The sequence below is a fragment of the Elstera sp. genome, assembly GCF_044372965.1.
Taxonomy (GTDB): Bacteria; Pseudomonadota; Alphaproteobacteria; order Elsterales; family Elsteraceae; genus Elstera.
The window spans coordinates 1-11,615 of the sequence record NZ_JBILQX010000108.1 but is presented as its reverse complement, the minus strand read 5'-3'; the positions used below and the strand labels follow the sequence as shown (position 1 = coordinate 11,615).

Here is an 11,615-nt window from a genome sequence, read left to right as displayed (position 1 = left end):
CAGATACCATCAAAGAGCGAACAAGACCCGGTGACGGTGATTTCAGCGCGCCCGAACTCCCGGTGCAGCCCGCCTTCGACCTTGCCGCCAAGCTGCGCGCAGATGGTTTGTTCGCCGTAACAAATGCCGAGGATTGGCACATTCTGCTGATACACCCACTCCGGCGCGCGCGGTGTATGCTCCAACGTGACCGAAGCAGGGCCGCCCGACAGAATGATCCCTTTCGGCGCAAAGGCCGCGAGCCGGGCCGGGTCGGTATTGAACGGCATGACCTCGCAATAAACCCCGGCTTCGCGGACGCGGCGGGCGATCAACTGCGTTACCTGACTGCCGAAATCGAGAATCAGAATGTTTTCGGCCTGCAAGCTGGGATCGGTCATGGGGAACTCACTCTCTTCGGGCTTCAATCTGGGTCTTAGCGGCGACAGGCCGCGCTCAGCGCGAGCAAATCGGTCCAAATCACGCGATGGGTTTCAACCGTCGTGCCGCCTAAGGGTTCGGTGATGGTCTCGGCGATGGTACCGCCGAGGGCCTGATAGAAGCCCAGCGCGCGGGTGTTATTGGTTAGCACCCATAGCCATAGGCTCGGATCGATATTCCGGAGGCTCTGCGCGTGCTCGGCGGTCTTCAGCAGCAATTGCCGGCCAAGCCCCTGGCCACGCCCATCGGGATCAACATGAATATTGTCGACATAAGCGCCGGGAAAGTTTCCGTAGGGATCGGTCGCTTTACTCGCCGGGTTGCACCAAACGGCGATAAAGCCCGCAAGCCGGTCGCCGTCCTCCGCCAGAAGAACGAAATCATCGGCCTGGGCTTGCGGCAGTTTTGCCGACCAATGGATCAGCCGTTCTTGCAGAAGCGGGCCGTCGAGATAGGCATCGGGCAGAAGGCCACGATAGGCGGAGCGCCACGAGCGCGTGTGAAGATCGGCAATCCGGGGGGCGTCGTCCGCCTGGGCGCGACGAAAATGCACAGCGGTCAAATCCTACTCCAGTAAGCTCGCCATATTCGGCCATTCATAGGCAACTTCCGGCAACCAGACGCCGCCAAAATTATGGGCTTCGCGGTCGATTACGCGGCCCCCGATATGCTCATAGAAGGCGCGCGCCTTGTGATTATCCTCAAGCGCCCATAGCAGTAGCGAGCGCCGATGCTGCTCCAGCAACCCGCGCGCCGTCTGCTGGACCAACGCCCGCCCGAGACCATGGCCGTGCCACGCCGTATCGACGTAAAGCGCATAGATTTCCGCATCATGGCTCCAGCTTGAGCCGCGCACGGGGCCGTAGGCGCTGAAGCCGATCACCCGAGCGCTGCCGTCGACGGCAAGCCACGGGTGGCCATCATCACCAAAACCGCCCCGGCTGGAGAGCATGCGCCGCCAGAGGGTGCGATGCTCGTCCAGCAAGGGGCCATCCAAAACACTATCGGGCATTACACCCCGAAAGGAATCGCGCCAACCGTCGGTCTGCACCTTCGCAATCGCGCCGAAATCATCCCGCTGGGCCCGGCGCAGACTCCACGTCTGCGCGGCGGCGGTTGGAATCGGCTGATTGGCGCGGCTCAACAGTTTAACTCTCCTCGGAAACCAACTCGGCGGCCTGCACGGCGGCAGTGGCGCTGCGCTCCAGCACGGCGGTGAAGAAACCATCGGTGCCGTGGCGATGGGGCGTCAAGCGCAAATAGGGGCCAGGGGCTGGGCAGGGCGTTGTTACCCGTTCGGCCCAAATCTCCGTCACCGGTTTAACGGTGAACTCCGGGTGAGTTGCGAGGAAGGCAGCAACCGAGCCTTCGTTTTCCTCCGGCAACAGCGAGCAGGTGGCATAGATCAGGCGCCCGCCTGGCTTCACCAGCTTTGCCGCCGAATCGAGAATTTCGCGCTGCTTTACGGTGAGTTCGGCTACATCGGCGGGGCCGATACGCCATTTCATATCGGGGTTGCGCCGCCAGGTGCCGGTGCCGGAGCAGGGGGCATCGACCAGAACCCGGTCGAATTTCCCGACCTGCCGCTTGAACCAACCGGCATTCTCCGCCCCAAGCGCGCGGCGTTCGACGTTATGAACCCCGGCGCGGCGCAGGCGCGTGACCGCCCGCTCCAACCGCTTTTCCGAAATATCGGAGGCGATGAGGCGGCCTTTGTTATTCATATCGGCGGCGAGCGCCAAGGTTTTACCACCTGCACCGGCACAATAATCGATCACCCATTGCCCCGGCTTGGCATCGGCCAGCAGCGCCACCAGTTGCGAGCCTTCGTCTTGGATTTCGACCAAACCGTCTTTAAAGGCGGGTAGGGTGCCGAGTGCTGGCCGTCCGAACACGCGGATGGCCAGCGGCGACCATTCCCCGGCCTCAACCTTCAATCCTTGAAACTGAAGCCGTGCCAGAATCGACTCGCGCGTGCCGTGAAGTTGATTGATGCGCAGGTCCAGCAAGGCGGGGCTGTTCAGCGCCGCCAATTCGGCTTCGTCGCCCTCGAAAAGCTCCAGCAGCGGAGCTTCCGACCAGGGCGGAATTTCCATGCGCACCCACAGCGGCATGTCGGGATGATCGAGCGGCAGCGGCTCTTTTGAGTCGCCGCGCATCTCGACGATTTTTTCGACTAAAGTGCGCTCGGCCCGCGACAGCGCGTGCGGGCGGTGCTCTTCGCCGTCGAAATTCTTCTGAAACTGTTCGGGAATCCAATTGTCCGACAGCAGCAGATCGACGACGAACAGATGCCGCACGGAGGCCGCCCCGGCTTCGGGCGGGCGCTCCAACAGTCCATTCACCCACCATTCGAGCCGCGCCAACCGGCGCAGCATGGCGTAGAACCGCTCGGAAATCGCCGTCCGGTCTTTTGAGCCGATATAGCGGCGGTCGCGGAAATAGCGGGAGGCGGCAGCATCGGCCACGCCCCCTTGGCTAATGTTTTCGAGCAGTTCATAGGCCGCTTGCAGGCGGGCGACGGGAGTCATTCGGCTTAGCCACCCTGACGATAGTTGGGGGCTTCGCGCATGATCCCAACGTCGTGCACGTGCGACTCGCGCAGGCCCGCGTTGGTAATCCGAACGAAGCGGCAGTTGCGTTGCATATCGGCGATGGTGGCATTGCCGGTGTAACCCATCGCGGCGCGTAAGCCCCCGACGAGTTGATGGACGACGGCGTTCAGCGGGCCTTTATAGGCCACGCGGCCTTCTACACCCTCGGGAACCAGCTTCAGCGTATCATTCACTTCCGCCTGGAAGTAGCGATCCGCCGAGCCGCGCGCCATGGCGCCAACCGAGCCCATCCCGCGATAGGATTTATACGAGCGGCCCTCAAACAAAAACACTTCGCCGGGGCTTTCGTCGGTGCCCGCGAAGAGCGAACCGATCATCGCGCAGTCGGCCCCGGCGGCAATGGCTTTCGCCAAATCGCCGGAATATTTAATGCCGCCGTCGGCAATCACCGGAATACCATGCTTGCGGCAGGCTTCAACGCAATCGAGAACCGCCGTGAGTTGCGGCACTCCAACCCCGGCGACAATGCGTGTGGTGCAGATCGACCCCGGCCCAATGCCGACCTTAATCGCATCCGCCCCGGCATCCATCAATGCGCGGGCGGCATCGGCGGTTGCGACATTCCCGGCCATGATTTGAGTGGAGTTGGAGAGGCGACGAACCCGGCGCACCGTATCCAGCACGCGCTCCGAATGGCCGTGGGCGGTATCGACGACCAGAAGATCAACCTCGGCATCGAACAAGGCTTCGGCCCGCGCAACGCCCTCGTCGCCCGTGCCGGTCGCGGCCCCGGCGCGCAGGCGGCCCTTACTGTCTTTGACGGCATTGGGGAACTGCTGGGCCTTTTCGATGTCTTTCACCGTGATCAGGCCGATACAGCAATAATCTTCATCCACCACCAGCAGCTTTTCGATGCGATGATGGTGCAGCAGGCGCTTGGCTTCGTCCTTGGTCACGCCTTCGCGCACCGTAATCAGCTTATCCTTGGTCATCAGCTCAGAAACCGGCTGACCGGGATTGGTGGCAAAACGCACGTCGCGGTTGGTGAGAATCCCCAGGAGCTTGCCCTTGGGCTGCTCGACAACCGGAATACCGCTGATCTTAAACTCCGCCATCAGCGCCAGCGCATCCGCCAGCGTGCTGTGCGGGGTGATCGTGACCGGATCGATGACCATCCCGCTTTCGAACTTCTTCACCCGGCGCACTTCGGCAGCCTGACGGGCGAGGTCCATATTACGGTGAATGATGCCAAGCCCGCCCATCTGCGCCATTGCAATCGCAACGCCACTTTCCGTGACGGTATCCATCGCGGCGGAAAGCAGGGGAATCCCCAGGCTGATCTCTTTGGTCAATCGGGTGGACGTGTCGGCCTGGGCCGGCATAATCGCCGAGGCGGCGGGCTCCAACAAAACGTCATCGAATGTAAAGGCTTCGCGCAAGATCATGGCGGGGCGGCTCCATCTACCTAACTACGGCCCGGCCAAATCCGCCCCTGAATGCGCTGAAACGAACCCCAAGCAATAGGGGGGTGCGCCGGTGCTGCATAATACATATTGCGGTTCGGCTGCCAAGCCCCCGTGTTATGCAGCAACAGAGGCAGTCCCATGCAGCCACGACGCAGCGCGAGAAGCGCTTATTTATTAGTAGTCACTGCTTGCAATTTCTCAACCATTTAACGGTCACGAACATGAAATATTAAATTTTATATAGACAAAATCAGGTCGCCTCCATAAGGTGCGCCCACGATAAGTGGGGGGCTACTGTCGCCGACCGAAAGGTCACCGCGACCCAATTAGGTTTTGGGAACGACTCGCCATGAAACTATTCGATAAGATTTCATTCAGCCGTAAAATTGGCCTGATTGTTTTTGTCCTATTAATACCCATTGCATATCTTGCTTACCTGCTGATTGCGGCAAATATGGTCCAAATCCGCTTTGGACAAGCCGAACTGGTGGGGACAGAATATTTACGCCCGGTCCAGCGCGCCCTGGTTGCCACTTTGGCGCAAAGCCGGGGCGGGGCGGCGATACCCACCGATCTTGCGGAAACACTTGGCAAGATCGAAACAAAGCTGGGCACGCAAGCCGGGGTGGATCTGCAAAGCGCAGCGCTATCAAAGGCCGCTATTGCGGCTTTGCGCGATGCTTCTGCTAAACGGGACCGGGCTTCGGCGCTTCAGGCCATGACCGCCCTGCGCGATCTGACCGTTCGGGTTGGCGATCAATCGAACCTCATTCTCGATCCCGATCTTGACAGTTATTACACAATGGATTTGGTGCTGCTGCGCTTCCCCGACCTCGTGTCGCGCGTGGCCGATCTCGATGCCGCTTTGCGCGCCGGGGCCAAAGGGTCGCCGAGTGTTGCGGAGCAAGCCGATATTCTGGTTGCCAAAGGCGCGATGCAGGCGACGCTTGACGGTTTGGCGGCATCGGTTTCGCTTGGCTACCGCGGTAATGCCAGCGGGGATTTGAAGCGCTGGATTGATCGCGATATGCAGACCCTGATCGCGGCGGGAGCCGCGATGATTATCGCCGCCGACGCTCAGGTTTCGGGTCAAGGCGCGGCTCCGGTCGCGAAATTAACTGCCGATCTGGAAACCACTCTCGGCAAAGGTTATGACGCCAGCTCTCAAGCCCTTGAAAATCTTCTTACAATTCGTATCGCCGGCTTCTTCCAAGCGATGACTTGGAGCCTTGTTTTGGTGGCGATTGTCGTGCTGCTCGCCGTCACCTTGGCGCTCGTCATTGGCCGCTCGGTCAGCCGTCCGCTGCTGCGGTTGACGGGACAAATGGAAAGCCTGGTTACGGGCAGCACAGACGTTGAAATTCGCTACCAAGCGCGCGCCGACGAAGTGGGTAAGATTGCCAAAGCGGTCGAGTTTTTCCGGCAGGCGCTGGTTGCCCGGGAACGTCTTGAAACCGAACAGCGCGCGCGGATGGCCGCCGATCTCGGCCTCGCTGAACGCCGGGTAGAGGCCGTGACCGAGTTTCGCCATGAGTTGGAAAGCGTAATTTGGGCAGTTACTCAGGCCGTTGAGCGGATGCGCATGAGTTCAACCGAGCTTTCTGGTGTGGTCGCCGCCACCAATCAAAGCTGCGTTGCCATGGCCACATCCTCCGATCAAACGCTGCAAACCGTGCAGATGATGGCCGCCGCGACCGACGAATTATCGAGTTCGATTAGCGAAATCGGCCGGCAAGTGGAAAGCAGCACCGGCATTTCTCGCCTTGCTGCCGAAGAGGTGCAATCGGCTGATAAAACCTTGCACGATCTTGAAAAGGCGACCGCTCAAATCGGCGATATCGTGACCCTTATTCAGGCAATTGCGGCGCAAACCAATCTTCTTGCGCTAAATGCGACGATTGAAGCCGCGCGGGCCGGAGAGGCGGGCAAAGGGTTCGCCGTGGTTGCGACCGAAGTGAAGAACCTCGCGACCCAAACCGCTGGCGCAACGGAAGATATTCAAAAATCGGTCGAAACCATGCGCGCGCTCACCCATGCCGCGAGCCGAACCATGATTTCAGTCCGCGACCGCGTATTGGAAACCGATATGCGCATGTCGTCGGTTGCGGTCGCGGTCGAAGAGCAAACGGCGGCGACGCGGGATATTGCCCGCAATGTCTCGCAGGCCGCCGAGGGTGCAGCGGTCATCGCCGACGCCATCAGCGGCGTCACATCGGCGACCGGAAATGCGGCGGAAGCTGCCAACGGCACGCTCGATCTATCGGCAGCGCTGGAGCAAAGCACTCAAAGCCTCGGCTTGGCGCTTGACCGCTTCACCCAACGGTTAGCCGCAGTCGGGGCAGAATGAAAAGAGGGAGGCTTCGGCCTCCCTCTTTTACATTAGGTTACGCGCCTAAACCCTGTCGCTACAACATACATTTCGCTGGAATCAGCGCGGGATGCGGCGGGTTTGGCGTGCCGGACCACGGCAAAATGCTTCTTGAGTGGATCGAGCAGTTCTTTTTCCGAACCGCCCTGGAAAACCTTGGCCACAAATGCCCCGCCGGGCTCCAACACCTCTAAAGCGAAGTGCAGGGCGGTTTCGGCAAGGCCGATAACGCGCAAGTGATCAGTCTTAGTGTGGCCCGTCGTCGGCGCCGCCATATCGCTCATCACCAGATCCGCGCCGCCGCCGAGCAATTCGCGCAGCCTATCGGGGGCAGTCGGATCAAGGAAATCGGCCTGCATCAGACTCGCGCCAGGGATCGGGTCCATCGGCAGAATATCGAGCCCAACAACACAGCCGCGTCCCTGTTCTGCGCCGACGCGCGCGACGGCAACTTGCGTCCAGCCACCGGGGGCCGCGCCAAGATCGACCACGCGCTTACCCGGCCCGAGCAGATGATATTTTTCATCGAGTTGAATCAGTTTGAACGCCGCGCGCGAGCGGTAGCCGAGGCGCTTGGCTTCCGCGACATAAGGATCATTCAACTGACGTTGCAGCCAGAGGGTCGAGGATAAAGAGCGCTTATGGGCGGTCTTCACCCGTACCGATTTTTGACGACGGCCCCCGCCGCCGCCGCTGTTGCTACCGTCACCGCTCCCCTTTTGGGTCATCTTTTAGCGCTCACTTCTCTTCGGGGTCCGCCGGTGCCAACTGCGGCGCGGGGACTCCCATCAGTCCAAATAAAATACCTTCGCGGACGCCGCGATCGCCGATGCGTAGCGACGGGATCGGCCATAGCACCCGCATGGCATCGATAATCGCGCAGCCCGCAATCACGAGATCGGCCCGCGCCCGCCCGATGCAGGGATGCGACAGGCGCGCCTCCTCGCCCATCTTGCGAATGCGGGCCGAAACTGCCGCCAAATCCTCAATACTCAAGCGAATCCCATCGACCCGCGCCCGGTCATACCGCGGCAAATCCAGATGAATCCCCGCAAGCGTCGTCACCGTGCCCGATGCGCCCAGCATCTGCACGCCCCCCGCGCGGATCGCCTCTGAAATCCCATAGCGCCGGTCGAATTCGATCAGCTTTTCCGCAAAAACCGCGTTCATCCGCTCATAACCCGTATCGGCCCGACTCGGGTCGCCATGGGCTTCGGCGAGATTGACCACGCCGAGCGGAATCGAAATCCACCCCAGCACCAGCGGCGAGTGACCTGGGCGCACCGCAAGCCAGGTCAATTCGGTCGAACCGCCGCCGATATCGAACATCAGCGCGCGCGGCACCGCCGGATCGAGCAGCGCGGCGCAGCCCGCGAGCGCCAGCAAGGCTTCTTCCTGTGGGGCGATGGTTTCGAGATAGAGGCCGAGTTCGGCGCTCACCCGTTCCAAGAACAGCCCGCCGTTATCCGCCCGGCGGCAGGCTTCCGTCGCCACAATCCGCGCAAAGCGGGGCCGGTAGCGGCGCAGTTTTCGAACGCAGACCGCGAGCGCCGAGACCGTGCGATCCATCGCCGCGTCAGAAAGCCGCCCAGTCATCGCTAAACCTTCGCCTAGGCGAACGATGCGGGAGAAAGCGTCGACAATCTCCAAGGTCGGCGGCTCAGCGCTCTGACCGTCCGCCATCGCCGCTGTGGTCGCGCCGGGCGCAAAGCCTACATACCCATCGCGGCGGCGCGCGATGAGCAGGCGGCAGTTATTCGTTCCGAGGTCCAAAGCCGCGTAAAGCGGTTGAGACGGCACAGGGCCGCTCGGCCGCATACTCCGCCCCTGGGGACTAGCCACGGCAGTCCTCGGCGCAAAACCCATATTCATCGCATCTATATAGCGTGCTGATCTTCATTCCGCCACGGTTCGCACGTTGCAGATTGAGAGAGGCGGGGGAGCGCTTTATAAGGGGCGGCATGACACGAGCTTCTTCAGCGGCTTCGCCCGAGCCGACCGCCCCCGTTTCCAGCATGACCGGCTATGCCCGGCAGGCCGCCGTTGGCTGCCCAACGCCAAGCCATACCGCCACTTGGGAAATCCGCGCGGTCAATGGGCGCGGGCTCGACGTGCGCTTTCGCCTGCCGAACTGGCTAGACCGGCTGGAGCCCGCCCTACGCGAGAAACTGAAAGCCTGCCAGCGCGGCACCATCACCGTGTCGCTCGATCTGCGCGGTGCGGCGCGTGAAAGCAACCTTGCGATCAACCGGCCCTTGATCGAAGAAATCGTCGGGCTGCAAAAATCCTTGGGCGATTTGGTCGATCAAGCGCCGCTGCGGCTAACCGATCTTTTGGGCGTGCGCGGGGTGATCGAGAGCCAGCAGGCCGAAAACCCAGCACTGAACGAGCCGTCTCCTGCGGAAGATGCCGCCCTGGTCGCGCTTTTCGTTCAAGCCGTCGATCAGTTTCTGAATGCGCGGCGGGCGGAAGGGGCCAAGCTCGCCGAGATTCTGCGCGGTCAGGTTGCCACCATCGCCGAAATGACCGCTAAGGCGCGCGCAGCGGCGGAGGCCCAGACTCACGGCGTCGCCGAACGGTTGCACACGCGGCTTGCCCCGCTGCTGGGGGATACGCCCCCCGTTCCCGCCGAGCGTTTGGCCCAGGAAATCGCCCTGCTCGCGCAAAAATGCGACCCCTCCGAAGAAATGGACCGGCTCGAAGCCCATTGCGCCGCCGCAACCGCGCTGCTGGACGAAGGCGGTGCGATTGGCCGGAAGCTTGATTTCCTCGCCCAAGAGTTTAACCGCGAGGCCAATACCCTCATGTCCAAGGCCGCCGACCTGTCGGTAACGCAAACCGGCCTTGCTTTGAAGACCGTAATCGAGCAATTCCGCGAACAGGTTCAAAACGTCGAGTGATGATCCCCCGATGATGCAGGCCCCCCAAACCATCGAGCGCCGCCGCCGGGGCTTGATGCTGATTCTCTCCTCGCCCTCGGGGGCGGGGAAGACCACGCTGTCGCGCTTGCTGCTGGAGAATATGCCCCAGTTGCAAATGTCGGTTTCCGTCACCACGCGCCCGCGCCGCCCGTCCGAAATTTCGGGGCGCGACTATCATTTCATCGACCGGGAAGAGTTCGACCGGCTCTCGACGAGTGATGATCTGCTGGAGCATGCCGAAGTTTATGGCAATTTCTATGGCACGCCGAAAACGCCGGTGATGAAGGCGCTCGGGCAGGGGATGGATGTGCTGTTCGATATCGACTGGCAGGGCACGCAGCAGATGATGCGCAAGGCCCGGCCCGATCTCGTGACAATTTTTATCCTACCGCCCTCGATGGCCGAGCTGGAACGCCGCCTGCGCACCCGCGCACAAGATTCCGCCGATGTCGTCGCCCGCCGTATGGCGAAAGCCCATGATGATGTGTCGCACTGGCGCGAGTATGATTACGTTCTCGTCAATGACGATATCGAAGCAAGCTTGGTCAGCGTTCGCGCGATTCTCATCGCCGAACGCCTGAAGCGCGACCGGCAAATGAGCCTGCCGGAGTTCGTGTCGGCGCTACAGGCCGAGCGACCGCCGAGCGATTAAGGAGATACAGTCTCCGGGCGACCGGGGCCGATTTGGGCGACCAGGGCCAAGGAAAGCCGCGAGAACTCAGCCACGCTGAGTTCTTCCGCCCGCGCCGTCGGCTCGATCTGGGCGTCCGACAGCAGGGCGGTCGTATCGACGCCCAAGCTTTTCAGCGACGCGCGCAGCATTTTCCGCCGTTGACCGAAGGCCGCCGCCGTCACCTGTTCCAGCCGTAGCACCGAGCCGCAGTCGGGCCGGTCTTTGCGCGGGAGAAGCTGCACGACGCTGGAAACCACTTTCGGCGGCGGCGTAAAGGCTTCCGGCGGAATATCGAACAGCACGCCGCTTTGGGCGAAATACCCGCTGATGACCGAGAGACGCCCATAGGCATCGCCGCCCGGAACCGCCGTCAAGCGGTCGGCCACTTCCTTTTGGAACATCAGCGTCAGCGATTCATACTGGTCGATGGCGCGCAGCCAGGCGATCACCAAAGGCGTGCCGACGTTATAGGGTAGATTGGCGATAATGCGGTACGGGGCCGGACCGAGTGTCGTCGGGTCGAGCCCCAGCGCATCCGCCTCGATCACGGTCAGCCGCCCGCGCGTCAATTCGACCAGCGACTCCAACGCCGCCACCATGCGCCGGTCCTTTTCGATGGCAACGACATGTTGGCCGCCTTCGAGCAGCAGCGCGCGGGTCAAGCCACCGGGGCCGGGGCCGACTTCGATCACCGTGCCAGCATCCAGCGGCCCGCCCGCCCGCGCAATCCGGCGCGTGAGGTTGAGATCGAACAGAAAATGCTGCCCAAACCGCTTATCCGCCGTCAGCCCCGCCGCTGCAACGGTCACGCGCAGGGCGGGAAGCCGTTCGACGGCTTCAATAATCGGATCACTCACGGTCAAAGACGAATATCGATCGTGGCGGCCTGGCGCAAATCGCGCAACGCCCGGCGGCTTTCGGCTTCGACGCGTTCGGAAATGAGCCGCAGCCGCGCGTCATCGCGCGACGGCAAACTGGCGGCCACGCGCTTTTCGCGCAGAAGCAATAAATGCAGGCCCGAGACGGTGCGGATGGGCTGGCTCATCCGGCCCGGCTCCAGGGTTTCGAGCGCGGCCAGCAGCACCGGATCGATCTGGCCGGTGCGCACCCAGCCGAGATCCCCCCCCGTCGAGGCCGACGCCGAGTTTGAATACTGCTGGGCCACCGCCGAGAACCGCGCGCCGCTGCCGAGTTGCCGGGCGATTTCGTCGA

The 11,615-nt window shown here is 62.0% G+C and carries 12 protein-coding genes; 3 read left to right on the top strand and 9 right to left on the bottom strand.

The window, feature by feature from the left end:
- The 5 genes from ACIQ36_RS13410 to guaB all read right to left on the bottom strand — a co-directional run.
- Positions 1-380: gamma-glutamyl-gamma-aminobutyrate hydrolase family protein (locus tag ACIQ36_RS13410; RefSeq protein WP_395830077.1), on the bottom strand; the 380-nt coding region annotated here is incomplete at its 3' end.
- A 35-nt stretch (positions 381-415) separates the two neighbouring features.
- The gene (locus ACIQ36_RS13405; protein ID WP_395830075.1) at positions 416-973 is read right to left on the bottom strand and encodes a GNAT family N-acetyltransferase; all 558 of its coding nucleotides are present in this window, start codon (positions 971-973) and stop codon (positions 416-418) included.
- Positions 974-985: 12 nt separating this feature from the next.
- Positions 986-1,564 carry a GNAT family N-acetyltransferase gene (locus tag ACIQ36_RS13400; RefSeq protein WP_395830073.1) on the bottom strand — a complete coding sequence of 193 codons (579 nt, stop codon included), beginning with the start codon at positions 1,562-1,564 and terminating at the stop codon, positions 986-988.
- A 4-nt stretch (positions 1,565-1,568) separates the two neighbouring features.
- Complete coding sequence (locus ACIQ36_RS13395) at positions 1,569-2,951, bottom strand: RsmB/NOP family class I SAM-dependent RNA methyltransferase (protein ID WP_395830071.1); 1,383 nt, start codon at positions 2,949-2,951, stop codon at positions 1,569-1,571.
- A 5-nt stretch (positions 2,952-2,956) separates the two neighbouring features.
- A complete protein-coding gene (gene guaB / locus ACIQ36_RS13390) occupies positions 2,957-4,420 on the bottom strand; it encodes an IMP dehydrogenase (protein ID WP_395830069.1) in 1,464 nt (487 codons plus the stop codon).
- A 475-nt stretch (positions 4,421-4,895) separates the two neighbouring features.
- Between guaB and ACIQ36_RS13385 the strand changes: the two genes are divergently transcribed.
- Positions 4,896-6,788, top strand: coding sequence for a methyl-accepting chemotaxis protein (locus ACIQ36_RS13385; RefSeq protein WP_395830067.1), 1,893 nt, complete (start codon positions 4,896-4,898; stop codon positions 6,786-6,788).
- Between the two features lie 32 nt (positions 6,789-6,820).
- Here the strand turns inward: ACIQ36_RS13385 and ACIQ36_RS13380 are convergent, their stop codons facing one another.
- Together ACIQ36_RS13380 and ACIQ36_RS13375 are read right to left on the bottom strand one after the other, a co-directional pair.
- Entirely contained in the window at positions 6,821-7,537 is a 717-nt protein-coding gene (locus ACIQ36_RS13380) for an RlmE family RNA methyltransferase (RefSeq protein WP_395830065.1), read from the bottom strand.
- 10 nt (positions 7,538-7,547) lie between these two features.
- A complete protein-coding gene (locus ACIQ36_RS13375) occupies positions 7,548-8,627 on the bottom strand; it encodes a Ppx/GppA phosphatase family protein (protein WP_395830063.1) in 1,080 nt (359 codons plus the stop codon).
- Between the two features lie 143 nt (positions 8,628-8,770).
- Here ACIQ36_RS13375 and ACIQ36_RS13370 point away from each other — a divergent pair, with 143 nt between their 5' ends.
- Positions 8,771-9,709, top strand: coding sequence for a YicC/YloC family endoribonuclease (locus ACIQ36_RS13370; RefSeq protein ID WP_395830061.1), 939 nt, complete (start codon positions 8,771-8,773; stop codon positions 9,707-9,709).
- A 13-nt stretch (positions 9,710-9,722) separates the two neighbouring features.
- A complete protein-coding gene (gene gmk, locus ACIQ36_RS13365; protein WP_156995236.1) occupies positions 9,723-10,382 on the top strand; it encodes a guanylate kinase in 660 nt (219 codons plus the stop codon).
- Here the strand turns inward: gmk and rsmA are convergent.
- On the bottom strand, positions 10,379-11,260 hold the full coding sequence (rsmA, locus tag ACIQ36_RS13360; protein WP_395830059.1) for a 16S rRNA (adenine(1518)-N(6)/adenine(1519)-N(6))-dimethyltransferase RsmA: 882 nt from the start codon (positions 11,258-11,260) through the stop codon (positions 10,379-10,381). The genes gmk and rsmA overlap by 4 nt on opposite strands.
- Before the next feature lie 2 nt (positions 11,261-11,262).
- Positions 11,263-11,615, bottom strand: a 353-nt coding sequence (locus ACIQ36_RS13355) for a peptidylprolyl isomerase (RefSeq protein ID WP_395830057.1), incomplete at its 5' end; no start/stop codon positions are given.

Bases quoted from the DNA above. Each gene is read 5' to 3' on its own strand.
- ACIQ36_RS13395 (WP_395830071.1), bottom strand. From the start codon at position 2,951: ATGACTCCCGTCGCCCGCCTGCAAGCGGCCTATGAACTGCTCGAAAAC.
- guaB (WP_395830069.1), bottom strand. From the start codon at position 4,420: ATGATCTTGCGCGAAGCCTTTACATTCGATGACGTTTTGTTGGAGCCC.
- ACIQ36_RS13385 (WP_395830067.1), top strand. From the start codon at position 4,896: ATGGTCCAAATCCGCTTTGGACAAGCCGAACTGGTGGGGACAGAATAT.
- ACIQ36_RS13380 (WP_395830065.1), bottom strand. From the start codon at position 7,537: ATGACCCAAAAGGGGAGCGGTGACGGTAGCAACAGCGGCGGCGGCGGG.
- ACIQ36_RS13375 (WP_395830063.1), bottom strand. From the start codon at position 8,627: ATGCGGCCGAGCGGCCCTGTGCCGTCTCAACCGCTTTACGCGGCTTTG.
- ACIQ36_RS13370 (WP_395830061.1), top strand. From the start codon at position 8,771: ATGACACGAGCTTCTTCAGCGGCTTCGCCCGAGCCGACCGCCCCCGTT.
- gmk (WP_156995236.1), top strand. From the start codon at position 9,723: ATGCAGGCCCCCCAAACCATCGAGCGCCGCCGCCGGGGCTTGATGCTG.